General features: G+C 43.5%; 20 protein-coding genes and 1 rRNA gene. 10 read left to right on the top strand and 11 right to left on the bottom strand.

Going from position 1 to position 19509, the window contains the following annotated elements; all coding sequences use genetic code 11:
• Nucleotides 1–8 precede the first annotated feature (8 nt).
• Nucleotides 9–155: a hypothetical protein gene (locus tag DWX33_RS22605; RefSeq protein ID WP_005861514.1), complete on the bottom strand. Its 147-nt coding sequence runs from the start codon at nucleotides 153–155 to the stop codon at nucleotides 9–11.
• Between the two features lie 68 nt (nucleotides 156–223).
• Nucleotides 224–940 carry a tRNA (adenosine(37)-N6)-threonylcarbamoyltransferase complex dimerization subunit type 1 TsaB gene (tsaB, locus tag DWX33_RS14900; RefSeq protein WP_121961614.1) on the bottom strand — a complete coding sequence of 239 codons (717 nt, stop codon included), beginning with the start codon at nucleotides 938–940 and terminating at the stop codon, nucleotides 224–226.
• 189 nt (nucleotides 941–1129) lie between these two features.
• Between tsaB and DWX33_RS14895 the strand changes: the two genes are divergently transcribed.
• The 8 genes from DWX33_RS14895 (at nucleotide 1130) to DWX33_RS14860 (ending at nucleotide 8352) form a co-directional block, all read left to right on the top strand.
• Nucleotides 1130–2002 carry a YicC/YloC family endoribonuclease gene (locus DWX33_RS14895; RefSeq protein WP_008774137.1) on the top strand — a complete coding sequence of 291 codons (873 nt, stop codon included), beginning with the start codon at nucleotides 1130–1132 and terminating at the stop codon, nucleotides 2000–2002.
• A gap of 14 nt (nucleotides 2003–2016) precedes the next feature.
• A complete protein-coding gene (gmk, locus tag DWX33_RS14890) occupies nucleotides 2017–2583 on the top strand; it encodes a guanylate kinase (protein WP_121961613.1) in 567 nt (188 codons plus the stop codon).
• Between the two features lie 3 nt (nucleotides 2584–2586).
• A complete protein-coding gene (locus tag DWX33_RS14885; RefSeq protein WP_022192875.1) occupies nucleotides 2587–2766 on the top strand; it encodes a hypothetical protein in 180 nt (59 codons plus the stop codon).
• 11 nt (nucleotides 2767–2777) lie between these two features.
• Nucleotides 2778–3353, top strand: a complete 576-nt coding sequence (nadD, locus tag DWX33_RS14880) for a nicotinate (nicotinamide) nucleotide adenylyltransferase (RefSeq protein ID WP_122380613.1) — start codon at nucleotides 2778–2780, stop codon at nucleotides 3351–3353.
• A gap of 479 nt (nucleotides 3354–3832) precedes the next feature.
• Complete coding sequence (locus DWX33_RS22910; RefSeq protein WP_057329110.1) at nucleotides 3833–4060, top strand: galactosyltransferase-related protein; 228 nt, start codon at nucleotides 3833–3835, stop codon at nucleotides 4058–4060.
• Between the two features lie 201 nt (nucleotides 4061–4261).
• Entirely contained in the window at nucleotides 4262–5992 is a 1731-nt protein-coding gene (lysS, locus tag DWX33_RS14870; RefSeq protein WP_122380612.1) for a lysine--tRNA ligase, read from the top strand.
• A gap of 12 nt (nucleotides 5993–6004) precedes the next feature.
• Nucleotides 6005–7000 (top strand): NAD(P)H-dependent glycerol-3-phosphate dehydrogenase, encoded by a 996-nt coding sequence (locus DWX33_RS14865; protein ID WP_122380611.1) that lies wholly within the window; start codon nucleotides 6005–6007, stop codon nucleotides 6998–7000.
• 8 nt (nucleotides 7001–7008) lie between these two features.
• Nucleotides 7009–8352 carry a glucose-6-phosphate isomerase gene (locus tag DWX33_RS14860; RefSeq protein WP_022192868.1) on the top strand — a complete coding sequence of 448 codons (1344 nt, stop codon included), beginning with the start codon at nucleotides 7009–7011 and terminating at the stop codon, nucleotides 8350–8352.
• Between the two features lie 70 nt (nucleotides 8353–8422).
• Here the strand turns inward: DWX33_RS14860 and DWX33_RS14855 are convergent, their stop codons facing one another.
• Nucleotides 8423–8698, bottom strand: a complete 276-nt coding sequence (locus tag DWX33_RS14855; RefSeq protein ID WP_008774141.1) for an HU family DNA-binding protein — start codon at nucleotides 8696–8698, stop codon at nucleotides 8423–8425.
• A gap of 586 nt (nucleotides 8699–9284) precedes the next feature.
• On the opposite strand from DWX33_RS14855, the gene DWX33_RS14850 reads away from it, so the two are divergent.
• Nucleotides 9285–10040 (top strand): HAD family phosphatase, encoded by a 756-nt coding sequence (locus DWX33_RS14850; protein ID WP_122380610.1) that lies wholly within the window; start codon nucleotides 9285–9287, stop codon nucleotides 10038–10040.
• 64 nt (nucleotides 10041–10104) lie between these two features.
• On the opposite strand, the gene DWX33_RS14845 is transcribed toward DWX33_RS14850, so the two are convergent.
• A complete protein-coding gene (locus tag DWX33_RS14845; RefSeq protein ID WP_122380609.1) occupies nucleotides 10105–11007 on the bottom strand; it encodes a sugar phosphate isomerase/epimerase in 903 nt (300 codons plus the stop codon).
• Between the two features lie 155 nt (nucleotides 11008–11162).
• Between DWX33_RS14845 and DWX33_RS14840 the strand changes: the two genes are divergently transcribed.
• On the top strand, nucleotides 11163–12551 hold the full coding sequence (locus tag DWX33_RS14840; RefSeq protein WP_122380608.1) for a DUF1080 domain-containing protein: 1389 nt from the start codon (nucleotides 11163–11165) through the stop codon (nucleotides 12549–12551).
• A 77-nt stretch (nucleotides 12552–12628) separates the two neighbouring features.
• On the opposite strand, the gene DWX33_RS14835 is transcribed toward DWX33_RS14840, so the two are convergent.
• The 7 genes from DWX33_RS14835 to rrf form a co-directional block, all read right to left on the bottom strand.
• Nucleotides 12629–13885, bottom strand: coding sequence for an ABC transporter permease (locus DWX33_RS14835; protein ID WP_022192865.1), 1257 nt, complete (start codon nucleotides 13883–13885; stop codon nucleotides 12629–12631).
• Nucleotides 13886–13897: 12 nt separating this feature from the next.
• Entirely contained in the window at nucleotides 13898–15076 is a 1179-nt protein-coding gene (locus DWX33_RS14830) for an ABC transporter permease (protein WP_005865745.1), read from the bottom strand.
• A complete protein-coding gene (locus DWX33_RS14825) occupies nucleotides 15073–16086 on the bottom strand; it encodes an HlyD family secretion protein (protein ID WP_005865742.1) in 1014 nt (337 codons plus the stop codon). Before DWX33_RS14825 ends, DWX33_RS14830 begins: the two co-directional genes overlap by 4 nt.
• Before the next feature lie 30 nt (nucleotides 16087–16116).
• Nucleotides 16117–17502, bottom strand: a complete 1386-nt coding sequence (locus tag DWX33_RS14820) for a TolC family protein (protein WP_008774144.1) — start codon at nucleotides 17500–17502, stop codon at nucleotides 16117–16119.
• A 111-nt stretch (nucleotides 17503–17613) separates the two neighbouring features.
• Nucleotides 17614–18207 (bottom strand): Crp/Fnr family transcriptional regulator, encoded by a 594-nt coding sequence (locus DWX33_RS14815; RefSeq protein ID WP_036616817.1) that lies wholly within the window; start codon nucleotides 18205–18207, stop codon nucleotides 17614–17616.
• Between the two features lie 2 nt (nucleotides 18208–18209).
• Complete coding sequence (locus DWX33_RS14810; RefSeq protein ID WP_005861467.1) at nucleotides 18210–19115, bottom strand: hypothetical protein; 906 nt, start codon at nucleotides 19113–19115, stop codon at nucleotides 18210–18212.
• Nucleotides 19116–19275: 160 nt separating this feature from the next.
• A 5S ribosomal RNA gene (gene rrf, locus DWX33_RS14805) occupies nucleotides 19276–19386 on the bottom strand.
• Between the last annotated feature and the right edge of the window lie 123 nt (nucleotides 19387–19509).

Raw genomic sequence — 19509 nt, 5'->3', positions numbered from 1 at the left:
TATTGTTCTCAGTTAGCTTGCTCTATAGGAACCGGACTAATCTCCGTACTCGTATCCTCCACCAACGTTGTCCCGAGGAACAACCAGATCATCAAAAGGATTATAGCGACAACCACACCAAATACCAATAGCGTATTCACACTTTTCTTTCTCATGTCTTTAACTGATTTATTCATTTTAGAATAAACAGCCGGAACATGAATTTGGTTGTGTACCCTTACTCTTATTTGTTTTTCCCTAACGCCTCGTTCAGCACTTTATTCTTAGCGATCGTTGCTTGGAATTCTTTCAAATAGAAAGGCTCAAAATAAGCCACATTCTCAAAACGGCCATCATCATATGCTTGCTGCGACAAGGATGCCATATTTACAGCTAATGGATAGATACCATCTATAAAACAGGCGTTCGGAGAAGTGATTACCGTCTCACATTTAGCGGCACCGTCTCCAAAGAAACAAACCTTACCGTTCTCTAAAAAAGAAGCATACGAATCAGCATCTACGATATCAGCAGTCGTGGCACGTATCGTGTTGAGATGGGAATCATAAATCGAAGAGTAGACTTCCATACGGCGGGCATCCAACATAGCGCAATACAAGCAATCGGCCTCCCCCTTATTTTTCCGGATAGCGGCAGACGCTAAAATATCCAGCGTATGAATACCGATCAAAGGAATACCATACCCAAAGCATAATCCTTTAGCCACAGACACCCCGATGCGTAACCCCGTATAAGATCCGGGTCCGCTACTTACCGCCACGGCATCCAGTTTCATCCCTTTCGACTTCGCGGCCTCTAATGCCTCTTCCATATAAACGCCCAATAACGCCGCATGAGACGGCCCCTCGAAGGAAGCCTTCTCAAAGACCACCTCCTCCCCTTCCGACAGGGCTACTGAACATACGGAAGTGGATGTCTCGATATTTAAGATCAATGACATAATAATTAACTATTAACAATTGATAATTGAACGAACAAACAATCTCAATCCTTCAATCTGATTAGGCTGCGAAGGTATACAAAAATTCATTATACTATCAAGGCAGCCCTATGAGAAACATCTATTTATGAGAAAATAAACATCAAATCTAAAAGGAAACCACTATCTTTGCGCAAACTTTTGAGAAAAATGATACAATCAATGACTGGGTTCGGTAAGGTTACTGCCGAGCTCCCTTCAAAAAAAGTAACCGTAGAGATAAAGGCTTTAAACAGTAAGCAATTGGATTTGTCCACCCGTATCCCTTCCATATACAAGGATAAGGAAATGGAGCTTCGGAGCCTGTTACTTCAATCTTTGGAGCGGGGAAAAGTTGAGTTCAATATCTTTATAGAATATATAGGCAAAGATACTCCTACACAGATCAATCTTGCCGCCGTAGAGAATTATTACAACCAAATCAAGGAGATCGCAGAGAAACTGAATATCAGCGTTCCGAACGATTGGTTCCAGACCTTGCTCCGGATGCCGGACGCAATCAAGTCTGAGACCGTAGAACCGGACGAATCCGAATGGGAGGTGGTTTTAGAAACGGTAAAGGACGCTATCAAGCACCTGTGTGATTTCCGTATCCAAGAAGGAGCCATGCTTCAAAAGCTTTTCGAGCAAAAGATAGCCAATATCGCCACTCTGTTGAAAGAAGTGGAGAAATACGAGGGGGAACGTATCGAGAAGATCAAGGCTCGTATCATGGATAACCTGCAAAAGATAGCCGAGAAGGACTACGACAAGAATCGTTTCGAGCAGGAGATGATCTATTACATCGAGAAGCTGGATGTCAACGAGGAAAAGAACCGTCTGGACAACCACTTGAAATATTTTATCTCAACCATGGAATCCGGTCACGGCCAAGGCAAGAAGCTCGGTTTTATCGCTCAGGAAATGGGGCGTGAGATCAATACGCTCGGATCAAAGAGCAACCACGCCGAGATGCAGAAGATCGTGGTCCAGATGAAAGACGAGTTGGAACAAATCAAGGAACAGGTACTAAACGTATTATAATAAGATTAACGAGAATGGCTGGCAAATTAATTATCTTCTCCGCACCCTCGGGTTCCGGAAAATCAACCATTATTAATTATCTTTTGAAACAAGATTTACACCTTCGTTTCTCCATCTCGGCTACCAGCCGGGCTCCGCGGGGAACCGAGAAGAATGGTGTGGAATATTATTTCCTTACGCCGGAAGAGTTCCGCAGTCGTATCGCTAATGGAGACTTCTTGGAATATGAGGAGGTGTATACCGATAAATATTACGGTACGTTAAAGAGCGAGGTAGAGCGTATCTTGAATGAAGGGGACAACGTGATTTTCGATGTGGATGTGGTAGGCGGATGCAATATCAAGAAATTCTATGGAGACCGTGCCCTGTCTGTCTTTATCCAACCTCCTTGCATCGATGACCTACGGAAGCGATTGGAAGGACGGGGAACAGACAGCCCGGAAGTTATCGAAAGCCGTATCGCCAAGGCTGAGTATGAATTAGGGTTCACGGGACGGTTTGATAAGGTTGTCGTAAACGATGATCTGGAGACTGCCCAAAAAGACGCGTTGAAGATCATTCGTGAGTTCTTAAACAAATAGTCTATGCCTAATATATTCAAGAATACCCGTTTTATGATGGGGCTTTCTATCGTTTGTGGGATAGCGAGCCTCGTATTAGGTGGTATCAGCCTGTATTATAAGGAGTATATCATCGGGGGTGCCCTGATATTTAATATATTCATTTGTTTTATCAACTATAAGGGTTGGCAAAAGAAGGGGTAAGTATAAATCGGATGAGACTCAAGACCGGCATCTACAGTGGATCGTTCAATCCCATTCACATAGGCCATCTCGCCTTGGCGAACTGGCTATGTGAGTTCGAGGGACTGAATGAGGTGTGGTTCGTGGTCACGCCTCATAATCCGCTGAAGAAAAAGGATGACTTGCTAGATGACTCACTACGGTTGGAAATGGCCCAAGCCGCCATTGACGGATATCCGAAATTCAAGGTCTGCGATATTGAGTTCCACCTGCCGAAACCTTCTTATTCCATTGATACCTTGCGAGCCTTATCCAGCAACTATCCGGATAGGGACTTTTATTTTATCATGGGAGCCGATAACTGGCTGCTTTTTCCCCGATGGAAAGAATATGAAAAAATACTCCAAAACTACAAACTGCTGATTTATCCCCGCCTAGGATTCGATATCTCGATCCCAACCATTTATCCGAACGTGAAAAAGGTAGACGCTCCCTTGATGGAAATCTCCTCCACATTTATCCGTAACGCTTACCAAACCGGCAAGGATATCCGTTTCTTCCTGCCGGAAGGAGTGCGACCTTATTTCGGGTCAGTAGCAAATCAGTGACATACCTGCGATAGAAGATATACTTACTTGGGCTATGAAGTATATATCCTATGCCACTTGAAGTATATATTCTTCGAGAAGGGAAGTTATACCGTGATTATTTACAGCTTTGCCATCTTAGGGCAATCTGCCAAAATTCCCATTAAAACATGTTTTACAGCACAGCCGTTAAAGATGATCCCCGTAACATCAAAACAGGCTCACTCGATAATCTTTTTGGAGTATCCAAATATATAATTTGAGCCTTGTCAAGTGAATAACTAACGGTTACACCGAGGATTACTGAATGGTTTCCCCGGTGTGATATTGGCATTGTTGAACATTAAGCAAAGATATTTATGCGAATAGACTTGACAAGATCTAAGACATACAAGGTAGCTTATCCATACGATGGGAATGCTTTGGACACTTCAAATATATTGAGGGAACATTACTGGACACATAGAGACATTGACTTCCTAAAAAAACACCAAAGAAAAATGAACTCTTTGTATATGGTGGAAGGAGTTATTGGGGCAGTCGGAGGAGCGATTTTTGTCCAAACGAACAAATATCTGCAAGCGGGTATGGAAAATGAGGATTTCTATGGCTGGGGCTTGGAGGACGGAGAAAGACATTACCGTTGGTTGAGTTTTGGCTACCGGATTTATCGGAGTGAGGGCTGTTTATTCCATTTGTCTCATCCCCGGGATCAAAACAGGATGTAAAGATAAAATTATTGGGTCTTAAGTTCATGGCCTACAAACCTAAGATACTTCACCAAGGATCCTAAGATACTTTACCGATGAACCTAAGATACTTTATCCATGAACAAACAAGATCGGTGACCTCAACCTTTTACCACATAAGTCAGCATAAATCAGAAATATTTTGTACTTTTGCACCGTATTATACAAAATAATAGCATAATGAATCTATTAGAACTGAGTGAACAGGAAATAATAAGACGTAATAGCATGGAGCAGTTGCGTCAGATGGGGATAGAGCCTTATCCCGCAGCTGAGTATGTAACGAACGCATTTTCCAAAGAAATAAAAGAGACATTCAAAGACGACGCTGAGCCACGCCCGGTAAGTATCGCCGGCCGTATCATGAGCCGTCGTATCATGGGTAAGGCTTCCTTCATGGAATTACAGGATTCCGAAGGCAGAATACAGGTCTATATCTCCCGTGACGATATTTGTCCGGATGAGAATAAGGACACCTACAATGTCGTTTTCAAGAAGTTACTGGATATCGGTGATTTCGTCGGGATCAAGGGATTCGTTTTCCGTACTCAGATGGGAGAAATTTCCGTTCATGCTCAAGAATTAACAGTTTTGTCTAAATCACTTCGTCCGCTACCGGTCGTTAAATATAAGGACGGTGTCGCTTACGACGGTTTTAATGACCCGGAGCTTCGCTACCGTCAACGTTACGTGGATTTGGTAGTAAACGATGGCGTAAAAGATATTTTCATGAAACGTGCGGCTATCATCAAGACCATGCGTACCGCTTTGGATGAGGCCGGATACACGGAGGTAGAGACTCCGATCCTGCAATCTATCGCCGGAGGAGCTAGCGCACGTCCGTTCACGACACATCATAACTCCTTGGACATCGATTTATATTTACGTATCGCTACTGAGTTGTATTTGAAACGATTGATCGTCGGTGGATTCGAGGGTGTATACGAGATCGGTAAGAATTTCCGTAACGAGGGTATGGACCGTACGCACAACCCGGAGTTCACTTGTATGGAACTTTATGTCCAATACAAAGACTATAACTGGATGATGAGCTTCACTGAGAAGCTGTTGGAGCGTATCTGTATCGCCGTGAACGGTACGAGCGAGAGCACGATCGACGGTAAGACAATCAGCTTCAAGGCTCCTTTCCGCCGTTTGCCGATCTTGGAGGCGATCAAGGAAAAGACGGGTTACGACTTGGAAGGTAAGAGCGAGGACGAGATCCGTACGATCTGCAAGGCATTGAAGATGGAGATCGACGATACGATGGGTAAAGGTAAATTGATCGACGAGATCTTCGGGGAGTTCTGCGAGGGTACGTTTATCCAGCCGACCTTCATCATCGACTATCCGGTTGAGATGAGCCCGCTGACTAAAATGCACCGTAGCAAACCGGGATTGACCGAACGCTTCGAGTTGATGGTAAACGGGAAGGAATTGGCGAACGCTTATAGCGAGCTGAACGATCCGATCGACCAAGAAGAACGTTTCAAGGAGCAATTACGCTTGAGCGAGAAAGGGGACGACGAGGCGATGTTCATCGATCAAGATTTCTTACGCGCCCTTCAATTCGGTATGCCTCCTACGTCGGGTATCGGTATCGGTATCGACCGTCTGGTTATGTTGATGACCGGACAGACAACGATCCAAGAGGTATTGCTTTTCCCGCAAATGCGTCCGGAGAAAACCGTAAAGAAAGATAACGCCGACAAATACGTAGCCTTGGGTATTTCCGAGGAGTGGATTCCCGCTTTGCAGAAAGCCGGCTACTTGACGGTTGACACGCTGAAAGAAGCGAACGCCAACAAATTAAGACAAGATCTTTGTGAGCTTAATAAAAAATATAAGTTAGAACTGCAAAATCCTACGGTCCAAGAAGTAGAGGCTTGGATAGCCAATGTAGGAGAATAAAAGCGTGATACGATGGATTTGCCCGGAAAAATCGCGATAATGGGAGGTGGTAGCTGGGCTACCGCCTTAGCCAAGATCGTACTTTCAACTCAAGATAGTATCAACTGGTACATGCGTAGGCCCGATCGTATCGAGGAGTTCAAGCAGTTGGGACACAACCCGTGTTACCTCACCGCCGTGAAATTCGACACGAATAAGATAAACTTCTATTCCAATATCAACCAAGCGATCAAGGAGTCGGATACCTTGATCTTCGCTACGCCTTCCCCTTTCTTGAAACAACATTTGAAGAAGGTGAAGACCTCTTTGAAAGATAAGTTTATCATCTCGGCGATCAAGGGTATCGTACCGGATGAGAATATGTTGATTACGGATTACTTCGCGGAGTATTACAAGGTTCCGACAGAAAATATAGCAGTTATCGGTGGTCCCTGTCATGCGGAAGAGATCGCTCTGGAGCGGCTCTCGTACATTACGTTGGCTTGTTCCGACATCGAGAAGGTCCGTACGATATCCCCCGTTTTCAAGAATCAATACTTAAAGAATTCCTTCTGTAAGGATGTGACCGGTATCGAATACGCCGCCGTACTGAAGAACGTGTACGCTATCGCCGCCGGTATTTGCCATGGGATGAAATATGGCGATAACTTCCAAGCCGTATTTATCTCGAACGCTATTGAGGAGATGCGTAATTTCGTGGACGCCGTACACGGGCTGGAGCGGGATATCACCGACTCCGTCTACCTTGGCGATTTGCTGGTTACCGCTTATTCCCGGTTCAGCCGTAACCGTACTTTCGGAACCATGATCGGTAAAGGATATTCCGTGAAGACAGCGCAGCTGGAGATGGAAATGATCGCCGAGGGATATTATGGAACCAAGTGTATGCGTGAGATCAATGAGAAATATAAAGTGAACATGCCGATACTGGACGCTGTTTATGATATATTGTACGAGAAGAAATCGCCGACGACGGTCATTCGTCAATTAACGGAAACGTTTAAATAAAATAGCATATGAAAAACATCAGTTTAAACATCGACAAGGCTCTGGGCACTGTCTCCAAGGAACAGGTTTACGCTCAAGAGGCCAAGGCAATGGAATGTATTGCCACATTACATAATGGTAACGGAGCAGGTAACGACTTTTTGGGTTGGTTGCATCTCCCCTCTTCTATCACGGACACAGAGTTGGCCGACATCGAGAATACGGCGAACGTGCTTCGTTCTAAATGTGAGGTGGTCGTAGCCATTGGTATCGGTGGTAGCTATTTGGGTACCAAAGCGGTAGTAGAAGCGTTAAACAACAGCTTCGACTGGTTGCAAAACGACCGTAAAAACCCGGTTATGTTATACGCCGGACACAATATCGGAGAGGATTATCTTTATGAATTAAGCGAAGTTTTGAAAGGTAAGCAATTCGGTATTATCAATATCTCCAAGTCTGGTACGACTACAGAGCCGGCTTTGGCTTTCCGTATCTTGAAGAAACAATTGGAAGATGCTGTTGGCAAGGAAGAGGCTAAACATCGTATCGTAGCTATCACGGACGCTAAGAGAGGCGCTTTGCGTACCTTGGCGGATCAAGAAGGTTACAAGACTTTCATCATCCCTGATAACGTAGGTGGGCGTTTTTCTGTTTTGACTCCGGTAGGTTTGCTTCCGATCGCCGTGGCAGGTATCAGCATCCGTGACTTGGTTGCTGGAGCTGTTTCCATGGAAAAAGCTACAGACGCGAGCGTTCCTTTCGCTGATAATATGGCCGCTATCTATGCCGCTACTCGTAACGAGTTGTATAAGAGCGGTAAAAAGATTGAGATCTTGGCTAACTTCCATCCGAAATTGCATTATATCGCAGAATGGTGGAAACAACTTTATGGCGAGAGCGAAGGTAAAGACGGTAAAGGTATTTTCCCCGCATCTGTAGATTTGACAACCGATTTGCATTCCATGGGTCAATGGATTCAAGACGGTGAACGTACGATTTTCGAAACGGTTATCTCCGTGGAAGCTACAGATCATAGCGTATTGGTTCCTACGGACGAGGCTGATTTGGATGGATTGAATTTCTTGGCAGGTAAGCATGTAGACGAGGTAAACAAGATGGCTGAGTTAGGTACTCAGTTAGCTCACGTAGATGGTGGCGTTCCTAATATCAAGGTAACTATGCCGGAAGTAAGTGCGTTCTATATTGGTCAGTTGTTCTATTTCTTCGAGAAAGCTTGTGGCATCAGTGGTTATATGTTGGGCGTTAACCCATTCAATCAACCGGGTGTTGAGGCTTATAAGAAGAATATGTTCGCCCTGTTGAATAAGCCGGGATACGAGAAAGAAAGCGAAGCTATCAAAGCACGTTTATAATACGATTTACCCCATAAAAAAACGGTTTTCTCATCACGAGGAAACCGTTTTTTCGTTTGAATAGTTTTTATTACTCATTTAATTCTTTAAGTAAATCGCTCCCGGCCTTGAATTTGACCGAGACACGTGGAGTAATCATTACTTCCTCCCCTGTTTTCGGATTACGTGCCAATCGCTCGGATTGTTGCCAAGGTACAAAAGATCCAAATCCTTTCATGGAAATAGATTCTCCTTCCCGTATTCCTTTCGCCACAACAGTCGGTAACGCATTCACTACGGTTCTAACAACATTTTTCGGCAATCCTGTTTCTTCCACAAGAGATTGTACTAATTCTCCTCTATTCATACTAGATAATAAATATACCATTCTTCACCAGAAAAGAGTCCGGTGAGAACTTAGTTGTTTAATCATTGCAAATATATGAATATTTGGGGAATATCAAAATAACATATATTAAAAATCAATGCATACAGAAATATTATATACCTAAATGTAGGTATAATTGAACCCCTTTCAGATAGACAAGTGAGACTTTGGTAGAAATATAATTAATAAGAAATAGTATACAGTATTATGATATCACTTATTCATAGCAAGTTATAGCCTTTGAAAATTCGTTATTAATGCGCTTACTAGAGTTCTCACCGAACTACGTCATAATTTATTGATTAATTATCTCAACGAAATAAATTTATATCCCTTATTTTTCAATACATCTATCAACTCATCCAGATAATTATAAAATTTATCAATCCGGTTAGGGTGTACATGTAGGTGGATCAAAAGTAAGCACCCATTTAAACCATTTTTGTTTCATAAAATGAAATTCCATTATATATCATATTTATTTAATTTCAAGAAGCTTTCCTCCCATTTCTGTTAATTCCGATTTATTACGTACCTTTGTATTGGTTTTTAAGAAGGTAATAACATGATTCAAGAAGCGATTATCCGATATCTGCGTAAACACAGGCAGGAATCCCTTTCTCCCAAAGCTGTTCTTTTCGATATGGATGGTGTATTATATGACTCTATGCGTTTTCATGCACGGGCATGGCATGAGGTAGCGACCCTCCATCAGCTAACTTCTCGGCCGGAAGACTTTTATAGGTTCGAAGGACGTACTGGGGAAAGCACGATCAACGAGCTATACCAACGCACTTTCCAACGAGACGCTACCGCCGAGGAGAAGCAAACGATCTATAAAGAGAAAGCGGATCTATTCAATACCTATAATGACGGTGCCCCCATGACCGGCGCCGCAGAGGTTCTAAAAGAAGTGGAAGCATCCGGACTGCAACGATTGGTTGTCACCGGTTCCGGCCAACATAGCTTGATCGATAAGCTAAACCATACCTATCCGGGACATTTCAACCGAGAGAAAATGGTTACGGCTTTCGACGTGAAATATGGCAAGCCACACCCCGAACCTTATTTAATGGGACTTCAAAAAGCGCATGCGAAGCCTAATGAAACTTTTGTGGTAGAGAACGCTCCCATGGGAGTAGAAGCTGCCGTGGCAGCCAATATCTTTACGATAGCCGTAAACACCGGACCTCTCCCCGATCAAGTTTTATTAGATGCCGGAGCGGATTTACTATATCCGGATATGGAAAACTTAGCTAAAGATTGGAAACAAATCATCGAGCTTGCGAAATCCACCCGATTGAACGAGTATTCCAAATAAGCGAACATAAAAAAAGAGGCTACCCGATAATGAAGTAGCCTCTTCTTTTTTATCATCGAACGGATTATTTCACATAATCAGCCTTATTCAAGAAATCATAGCTTTGCTGAACGCTGGCAACCGGATCATTGTTAGTATATTGTTCCACTTCAACATACCAATCCTTTACGTTATTAGCGTACATTTGATCGAAGATAGGCTTGAAATCCATCTTACCGCTTGCGCCGATCTCTTTCTCATCCTTGATATGGATAGCCTTGAACTGGCTCGGACGGTTCTTCAAGTAAGCAACAGGATCACCGCCACCCATCATTACCCAGTATACATCCATCTCGAAGAATACGTGGTTCGGGCTTACGTTATCCAACAGATAATCATAGATCAACTGATCGTCAATCTTACGGAACTCGAAGTCATGGTTATGATAACCGAATGCGATACTAGCGGCAGCGGTCTTATAACCAACCGTGTTGAAATAATCACAGTACATCTTCAAGTCATCCAAGGTAGTCTTATCGTTAACCGGCATCCACGGTTGAACCATATATTTAACGCCTAACTCATTATGAGCATCGATCGCTTGATCCCACCAACTCATAACCTCGGCTTCTTTTTCTTTCGTAAAGGCCTGTCCAAGGTGAGCGCTCGTACACTTCATACCTAGGTCATTCACCATTTTCTTAAATTCAGCGGGAGCTAAACCGTAAATCTTACCGTTATCATAGCTTGCTGTCTCCAGATTCTTATAACCCATCTTAGCGGCGGTTTCCAATACTTTCTGGATACCTTCATCTTTTACAAGGTCTCTTAAAGAATACAATTGAAGCCCTATATATTTAGAAGACTCCGATGCTGTAGCGGCAGCTTGTCCTGATTTACCGCCACAAGAAGATAATAACTGCGGGGCTACCAACCCACCCGCAAGCATCAAAGAGGCTTGCTTCAAAAAATTACGTCTGTTCTGCATAGTACTATTAATTAAGTTTGATTGAGAATTTTTACAAAAGTAAGACTATATTCTTAGGTTTATATCTTTATGGAAGTTAAAATCTTCAAAAAGGACATTGTATTTTAATTTTCGTTATCTTTGGAGGATATATTATTACTTAAATCATTTATATCATGAAAAAATTATCAATTCTAGCGATGGGCCTTCTCTTTGTCCTGACCACAGCCTGTAGTGTTTCTGGCAGTGGCACCTTATTCGATGGCAAAGATAGTAACAAATGGAAAATGACAGGCGATGTCTCCGTTCAAGACGACATAATGACCTTGAAAGGTACGGATGCGCTGGTCGTACTGAAAAACGGCAAATACAAAAACTTCGATCTGACCCTTGATTTACATACTACCCCGGGAGGCAAAGGCGCCGTCTGGTTCCATACGGACCCGAACTTGAAGAAAGGATATCGTATCGCTATCAATAATGACCGGGCTGATAAGGTTTGGTGGAAAATGACAGGAAGTCTTGTTTCCGTGAGGAATTTGACCAAAAGCTTCGTAAAAGAAGATCAATGGTTCAAGATGGATATCCGGGTAGCCGGACAAGAGATCGATGTAAATATAAACGGCGAACCGGTTGTAGAGTATATCCAACCGACCGCACCGTATCGTACGGACGCTAACACCTATGCCTTATTATCGGAAGGGACATTTGGCATAGAGAGTGATGGTAGCGGTGAGATCCAGATCAAGAACATCACCGTGAACGTAATTGATGAATCCACGATCGATATCAACGCACAATTGGCGGAAGCTAACGATGAGCAAAATGACGAGATCATAAAATTACATCAATCGGATTTCCCTGTATTGGATTATCACGTGCATTTAAAAGGTGGATTAACCAAGGAAGTTGCCGCTAAGCAATCCCGCAAGACCGGTATCAATTATACGATCGCACCGAACTGCGGCATCGGTTTCCCGATCACGAACGACCAACAAGTCATGGATTACCTAAATGAGATGCGCTCACAGCCTTTCATCCTTGGTATGCAAGCGGAAGGACGCGAATGGATAACCACATTCTCTCCCGAGACTCTTAAAGAATTCGACTATGTGTTTACGGACGCTTTGACGTTCAAGGACAATAAAGGTCGCCGTACCCGCCTATGGATTCCGGAAGAGACTTGGATCGAGAATGAGGAGCAATATATGGACATGATCGTAGATCGTATCTGCTCCGTATTGGAAGAGCCGGTAGATATCTATGTAAATCCTTGTTTCTTGCCATCTCCGATGGATAAGCGTTTTGACGAGTTCTGGACGGAGGCCCGCATGAACCGTTTCGTCGAGGCATTGGCAAAAAGCGGAAAAGCTTTAGAGATCAACGAACTATACAATATTCCAAATAAAGCGATCATTATGAAGGCGAAAGCCGCCGGCGTTAAATTCACGTTTGGAAGTAACAACGTGACACCAAACGTCAGCGATCTGTCTTACAGTATCCGCATGATGAAAGAATGTGGCCTGACGGCTGAGGATATGTATAAACCGAAAGTTAAAATCTAATCACACATTTACCCTCACCCTAATCCCCCGTTTAGGGACACCCTAAATGAGCGATTAGGGTAGACCTAAACGAGGGATTATTCTCTCTCTCGCAACATCCGTCGCATCTTCATATACCGATATTGCTTAATAATCATCTTGCGGCTACGTATGATCTGATAACGGTAAATGATACAAGACAAGATGAAATATACGCCCGCTTGAATCCATAATACCCGATATTCATGCGCCACCTCATGCAAGGAAGCGCCTGCCGTATTGATACGAATAAATCCCTGGATACCCGGAGTAGAAGGAAACAAATAACCCACCACTTTCCAAAACGGAGGAATAGCCGCCTCCGGCCAAGAGACACCCGAGATAAATAACAAGATGACAGACGTGAAAACGAATACCAACATAGGCGACTCACGACTCGTCATAAATCCAGATAGCGTCATAGACATAAAAATACAGGCAAACAGGTAAGGCAGTAAAAACAACAAAATAGTCAGTGGCTCACCAACCTGAGGTAAGGAGAATAACTTAGGGACAATAGCCAATACCCAGATGCAAACCACCACATACAGCAAAAGATAAGTCAGCGACTTGCCGAACACGATACGCAAAGTCCCATTAAAATGCCGGCAAATAGGCACCAGACTATGAAAGCGGTTCTTTTCCCGGGCCGTTCCTCCCAACATTCCGATACCCAATATCAAGGTCTGTTGCAACACCAAGATCAAGATAGCCGGTACCAAGAAACTGGCAAAGCCATTCTGGGAATTAAACAACGCTACCGATTCATACGGGATCGGGTCTACCGTGATCTGGTCCATCTTATCCGTAGACGACGGATTATTATGCATCCGAAGTTCCTTACCCATATCCAATGACACCTCTGTCGTCGCCAAAAGGAAAGCCTTATAAAACAATAAGGCGCTCATATCGCAATACAACGAGACGGTTGTCTGTCGCCCTTCATGCAGGTCCTTACTATAATCCGGGGGAAAGAGCAAAATCCCATAGGCCTTCTTCTCATCCAACATCTTCTTGGCTTCCGCCATATCCGGACAAACACCCACTACTTCCACATCTGGCGTGGCGTTAACCCGTCTGGTAAACTCACGACTCAAATAGGAATCACTTTGATCTACCACCACCATCTTCGCCTCGTGTACTACCTCGTTATTATATATAAATGAATAAAGCAGCGGATATACGAAAGGCACCAAGAAAAAGAAAATCATGACCCCCGCATCTTTAAACACGTTTCTCAATTCATCCTTCCAAATATAAAACGTATCCAGAAGACCTTCCTTTATGATATATCGTAAACGATGTTCTCTTTTCATCACATACAGTTTTTACGGTAGATATTTGAAATCCAACAACGCCCTCTTCAAGTTCCGCCCGATAAGGAACGGCAAGATCAGAAATCCCAACAACCAAGCGTACTCGCCCAACGTATAGAATAGCGCCCGCCCGTTCAAGGCTTGATCGACATAAATCAAGAAATAATGCCGTAGAGGAAACAAACGAGCCAACGCTTGCAACGTAGGGTCCATACCTTGTACTGGAAACGAGAATCCGACAATGGAGAACGAGATCATTCCGAACAGGCTGGCGAAGCTAAGCCCTAAACGGGGAGTAGGTAATACGCCGATCATAAATACGCCTACCGCCTGAGAGGATATAATCAGCAAAAACATCGCCAAAAGCATCGGAAACCAACCGCTATTTAACGGGAAAGAATTAAATCCATACAACACCGCACAATACATAAAGCCTACGACCGTAAAAATAGCCGTCTGCGGCAATAACTTTCCCAACAAACTAACTGCGATAGAACTCCCTCCCATATCCAACCATTTACGGGATGTAGAATATTTAATTTCTGTACCAATGCTGAATACCGTCACTAGAAATACCATCAACTGAATGATACCCGGCAAAACCGTATTATTCAAATATACCGAATAATTCAACCACGGATTGCCGATCGGATGCGTATCGATCACGATCGGTTGTAGCTGTCCCATGATCTGCGCTTCGGTATATCCTTTAGCTTGTCCGGTCTGTAAACCCACAGCGGCCCCTGCCAATACCGACATCGTTTTCATATCCCGAAACAGCAAGGAAGCGGCGATCAAATAGGTACCATTCGTATAGAAAGACAACCGGGGCTGCTTTCCAGATGTGGCGTCCACGGCGAAACCGGATGGAATGTAAAAAATTCCATATACATTCCCTTTCTGCATTTCCTGACGAGCCTCGGTAAACGACATGGTTTTCATATACACCTCTGTCTGCTCAAAGGCATCCAACTGGCGAATCAAATTGCGTGAAGTAGCAGAGTTATCCATATCCACCACTGCTATCGGCAGATCGGTCGGCAATCCCTCATGCATCAACGATACAAAGAAAATGACACAGATAGCCGGAGCGATCAGCATACAAAAGAAGTAAATCGGTTGAGCCACCAGCCGATGCACCTCGCGCTTCGCGATAAGCCAGATTCTATGCAAACTTTCTTTATAGGTCATACGATCTCTTTCCCTTTTTTCTTTAAGATCACGGACATTCCCGGACGAAGATCAGCGACTTTCTCCAACGGACGAGCACGCACCTCGAAAGTCTTCGAGTCATATTGTCCATTCGTCTTTGTCGCTTTCCATGCGGCATACGAACCCATATCCTTCATATAATAGACTTTCAACTTCACCGGTAGGTCCCCCAACGCCGGAATAAAAGCATTTACTTCCGAACCAATCTTGATATCTTTCAACAGATCCTCACGAATACTGAAAGTTACCCATACATCATTTAAATCAGAGATATTCATGATCGGAGCGCCTGTACCAACCAACTCGCCGACTTCCGGGAACCGTTCTGAAACCTCCCCGTCAATCGGAGCCACCAAAGCGCTCTCGCCCACATACGACTCCACTTCGGCGATAGCACCTTCCGCACGTTGGACCATAGCGGCAGCGGCAGCCTTATCTTCCTTACGGGCACCTTCTTTTGCCATCTCATATTGAGAACGGGCAGCCTTCTCTGTCGCTACCATAGCGTTATAATTAGCCTCCACCTCGTCTCTTTTTTGAGCGGACATCACCCCTTTCTCGTATAAATTCTGAATACGATCGAAAGATTTCTTAGCGATAGTTAATCCAGCTTGCGCCTTTTGCCACATCTCATAAGCGGCCGTGATTTCCTGTTCACGGGCTCCTTTAATTGCTTTAGCGTTCTGCGCCTCCGCTGCCGCACGAGCCGCCTCCGCTTGTTTCAGCTTCGCCATAACCTCGGGCGTGTCTAAAAAGACCAAAGTATCTCCGGCTTTTACCTGATCGCCTTCGCCAAAACGATAAGAAGCGATACGTCCGGGAACCTTACCGGAGATACGAACTTGGGTGGCCTCGGCCTGCCCCATTATAATATCGTCAGGCGGTGTAAGCAGGAAGAAACCCGCCAAGGCTACCAATCCGATCACGACCAATACCGTGATAAAAGCTAACATCATGTTACTGATAGAAAACTTCTTGTTCTCGTTCATCTCTGTGTATATTTTTATTTGTTATTACTCTTATTCATTTGCGGACAGTTTACCCAAAGCCTTGCTTAGATAAACTTCTGTTAATTTCACCTCGATTTGAGCATCAATCAAACTAGAGCGAGCAGAAACCCATGCTGTCTGCGCCTCCATTAAGTTCAAAGCCGGGATAACCCCTTCCTCAAAACCGAAATTCGCACGCCGCAAATTCTCTTCCGCATTTTCCATATTACGGGAAGAAGCGATCAACTTTTTGCCCGCTTCATTCACTTTATAAACGGATTGATTTACCTGCAACTCGATCTTTTCACGAGCATCCTGCCATTCCAGTGTTTTTATGCGCGTTTCCGCTTTCGCCGAGTTACGCCTATAAGTGCCTTCCCACCAACCGGACAAGGGTACCTTTACCATAACTCCGACATTAAACATACCGGCGAAATCATTTTTAAAACCATTAAAAACATTCGGATTCGTGACGAAGTAATTCGCCGCTAAAGCGACATTAGGCAACATCTCTGCCAAAGCAATACGTTCTTTTCGCTTATAGATTTTCGTTGCCAGATCCAAACTTCTCAGTTCATTACGATTCATGAAAGCCTCATTCAGATCGGCCGAGGCTTGTGTTGTCTCTACCGGAAAATTATCCAGCTTCTCGTCTGCAAGCGATAAATCCTCCTCTAAAGACAGACCACAAATTTGCGCTAAAAGCATTCGGGTTAAAGCCAGACCATTCTCAACCTTAGTCTGAGCCATCTCCGCCTCATTCAGTTTCACCTTGACAGAAAGACCATCGGCCTCGGTAGCGACTCCCTCATAGATCATAGCGGTCACATCACTATCCATCTTACGGAGCAAATCCACATAAGCGTCCGCCAATTTCTTCTTATTCACCAAAGATATGACCTGCCAATAGGTCTCGTCAGTCTTATAAATCAAGTCCTGCAACTGTAAATTATTCATTGACTCCGCTAATTGCTTGGCAAACTTAGTGATTTGGTTATAATTAACGATCTTCCCGCCCATGAATACAGGCTGCACCAACGATACATTACCCACCCAGATATTCTGCACATCCAAATGTTGCATATCGTTCACCCCACTCATCAAATGTTGGATCATCGGTAATTGGGCCAAGCCACCTAAAGAAGAACTCAAGGATGAGGACAAAGCGCCCATGTCCAGTAAGTTTATATCCTTCTGGTTCCACATATAGGCACCGTTTGCCGATAATTGAGGAAAATACTTGGTAAAAGCGGCTTTCTTCTCGTTATCCGCCATCTTGATCTTTTCGCCAGAGATTTGTAGCTCCTTATTGTTCTGGATCGCCAGATTCCGGCACTCTTCCAATGTCAACATTCGCTGAGCGTGCATACAGCTCACCGTGACTACAAATGCTAATAGTAAGATAGTTCGTTTCATCTTTATATCGTTTTAACCTACCTATATAATGCCATCATATTCCCTATGTGACAAAAATATAAAAACCCGCACAAAAGTATAGGTTTAAAGCGAATATAAAATTGAACTAATTCAATAAAGGATACGTTTCTTCAACTTACAATACCAAGAATCACTAACCCCCATATATTGAGCTATATATTTATCAGGTACCCGGCTTACGATCCATTGGTGGTTCGTATAAAGATATTTCAGGAATTCTTCCGCCTTACAGGTTTGACGGACAGCGAACATTGAATAGAGCTTGGAAATAATCATCAGCATCACATTCTGATAACAGGTAGCGAAAGCTGGATATCCCAACGTCAAACGTTCGATATCCGTCCGGGAGAAACAAAGTAATTCACCATCCTCGATAGCTTTCACCTCAAACTCGGAAGGGACTTGTGTAAAATAACCGATTGTAGAAACAAATGGGTACATACTATCCGAGGAGAAACCGGTTACGCATTCATTCCCATTCTCATTAATATATTGATTGATAAAAAGCCCTTTATTAATAAAATAGGCATCTTGGCACAACTCGCCCGTACGAATCAAATAATCCCCTTTCCGGATTGTCACACCTCGAGTACAACTTTCCAAATCCTTTAGGAAAGATTCATCTCGAGACAGAATCTCCGGAATAAAACTTAGGAACTTCTCAAAGTCGGGAGATAATTTCATAGTTAATCATCCAAGGTAAATCTCTTCTGTCCGATCAAATTACCGTCAGAGAAAATATCCACACGGTAAGTACCCGGAGATAAGAATTCCTCGATATTCCAATACATGGTCACAGCCACCTCCTCACCTTCATATTCTATCATTTTCTTCATAGAATAATTGATTTCCTTTCCTTCAAAAGCGAATACATCCGCACGGCTTTTCACCAATATATCGTCATCCGGTTTCATGATCCGTACATATACCATCTTTTCGCCGACAGGAGCGGTAATGTTCTTCGCTATCTTGAAAGTCACGACGAATTGCTGCATCTTCTTAATACGCTTAGCTAGTTTACCTCGAGAGTTCACAGGAGTCACGTTAATATCCGTCGCATCCAAACGACTAGCTAACGTTACTCTTTCCGTCAATTTCTCTTTTTCCTTTTTCAAGGTAGCAGCTTGTGAAGTAGCCCTCTGATATTTCTGAACAGCCTCTTTCTTCTCAACCTTCAATTGCTCATTCTCACGATTCAAGGAATCGATTTGGACAACATAGTTACGCATGATTTTACGTAAGGTATCCAATTCCTTTTTCAAGCGAGCTATTTCCTTCGCATTCGTAGCCTTCACCGTACGCAATTCTTCCAATAAACGTTGTACCTTTGCTTGCTCCGTAGATAATAGGGCAACAAGGGAATCATTGCCTACGCTAAACTTATAACCTTCATATTGAAGAGACAATTCATTATATTCATCCTCCAAAGATTCTTTCTCAAGATCAAAGGTTTCCACCAAATCAGTCATTTGCTGCTTTTGATGATAAATATAATAACCGGCACCAGCAATAATCAGTACCAATACTATAACTGCTACGATAAGTAGCGAAAGTTTATTTACTTCTTTATTCTCTTTCTTTTCAGTATCCATATGAGGTTCTTAGCTATTACAAAAGCACAAAATTACAATTTCTTATCCATCCGAACAACAAAGTACACCTAAAAATAGAAAAAGGCAGAGAGGATATATACCAAAAAAAGGAGTCACCCCTTACGGACTGACTCCTCTCCATCGGCTATCGCCTTCTTCAAGACGGCGGCTACCTACTCTTCCACTGTTACGCAGTACCATCGGCGTGACGAGGCTTAACTTCTCTGTTCGGAATGGGAAGAGGTGGATCCCTCGTGCTATAGCCACCTTAATTTCATTATCAAGATTTTGACCGGACATCAATCCGAAGAACTAGCTTCGCCTTATCGTCTTAAAATATATCAACCTTCCCTGTGAGGAAAGTCCCGGGCTATTAGTACCACTCGGCTCGGAC

Origin of the sequence: Parabacteroides sp. AF19-14 (assembly GCF_003635485.1) — a bacterium.
Lineage (GTDB): Bacteria > Bacteroidota > Bacteroidia > Bacteroidales > Tannerellaceae > Parabacteroides > Parabacteroides distasonis.
The sequence above is the reverse complement of the archived record's forward strand: the minus strand, read 5'-3'. Positions and strand labels throughout refer to the sequence as shown.

What these genes read in the sequence shown, in the direction of transcription:
- DWX33_RS22605 (WP_005861514.1), bottom strand. Translation starts at nt 155, where the DNA reads ATGAGAAAGAAAAGTGTGAATACGCTATTGGTATTTGGTGTGGTTGTC.
- tsaB (WP_121961614.1), bottom strand. Translation starts at nt 940, where the DNA reads ATGTCATTGATCTTAAATATCGAGACATCCACTTCCGTATGTTCAGTA.
- DWX33_RS14895 (WP_008774137.1), top strand. Translation starts at nt 1,130, where the DNA reads ATGATACAATCAATGACTGGGTTCGGTAAGGTTACTGCCGAGCTCCCT.
- gmk (WP_121961613.1), top strand. Translation starts at nt 2,017, where the DNA reads ATGGCTGGCAAATTAATTATCTTCTCCGCACCCTCGGGTTCCGGAAAA.
- DWX33_RS14885 (WP_022192875.1), top strand. Translation starts at nt 2,587, where the DNA reads ATGCCTAATATATTCAAGAATACCCGTTTTATGATGGGGCTTTCTATC.
- nadD (WP_122380613.1), top strand. Translation starts at nt 2,778, where the DNA reads ATGAGACTCAAGACCGGCATCTACAGTGGATCGTTCAATCCCATTCAC.
- DWX33_RS22910 (WP_057329110.1), top strand. Translation starts at nt 3,833, where the DNA reads ATGAACTCTTTGTATATGGTGGAAGGAGTTATTGGGGCAGTCGGAGGA.
- lysS (WP_122380612.1), top strand. Translation starts at nt 4,262, where the DNA reads ATGAATCTATTAGAACTGAGTGAACAGGAAATAATAAGACGTAATAGC.
- DWX33_RS14865 (WP_122380611.1), top strand. Translation starts at nt 6,005, where the DNA reads ATGGATTTGCCCGGAAAAATCGCGATAATGGGAGGTGGTAGCTGGGCT.
- DWX33_RS14860 (WP_022192868.1), top strand. Translation starts at nt 7,009, where the DNA reads ATGAAAAACATCAGTTTAAACATCGACAAGGCTCTGGGCACTGTCTCC.
- DWX33_RS14855 (WP_008774141.1), bottom strand. Translation starts at nt 8,698, where the DNA reads ATGAATAGAGGAGAATTAGTACAATCTCTTGTGGAAGAAACAGGATTG.
- DWX33_RS14850 (WP_122380610.1), top strand. Translation starts at nt 9,285, where the DNA reads ATGATTCAAGAAGCGATTATCCGATATCTGCGTAAACACAGGCAGGAA.
- DWX33_RS14845 (WP_122380609.1), bottom strand. Translation starts at nt 11,007, where the DNA reads ATGCAGAACAGACGTAATTTTTTGAAGCAAGCCTCTTTGATGCTTGCG.
- DWX33_RS14840 (WP_122380608.1), top strand. Translation starts at nt 11,163, where the DNA reads ATGAAAAAATTATCAATTCTAGCGATGGGCCTTCTCTTTGTCCTGACC.
- DWX33_RS14835 (WP_022192865.1), bottom strand. Translation starts at nt 13,885, where the DNA reads ATGAAAAGAGAACATCGTTTACGATATATCATAAAGGAAGGTCTTCTG.
- DWX33_RS14830 (WP_005865745.1), bottom strand. Translation starts at nt 15,076, where the DNA reads ATGACCTATAAAGAAAGTTTGCATAGAATCTGGCTTATCGCGAAGCGC.
- DWX33_RS14825 (WP_005865742.1), bottom strand. Translation starts at nt 16,086, where the DNA reads ATGAACGAGAACAAGAAGTTTTCTATCAGTAACATGATGTTAGCTTTT.
- DWX33_RS14820 (WP_008774144.1), bottom strand. Translation starts at nt 17,502, where the DNA reads ATGAAACGAACTATCTTACTATTAGCATTTGTAGTCACGGTGAGCTGT.
- DWX33_RS14815 (WP_036616817.1), bottom strand. Translation starts at nt 18,207, where the DNA reads ATGAAATTATCTCCCGACTTTGAGAAGTTCCTAAGTTTTATTCCGGAG.
- DWX33_RS14810 (WP_005861467.1), bottom strand. Translation starts at nt 19,115, where the DNA reads ATGGATACTGAAAAGAAAGAGAATAAAGAAGTAAATAAACTTTCGCTA.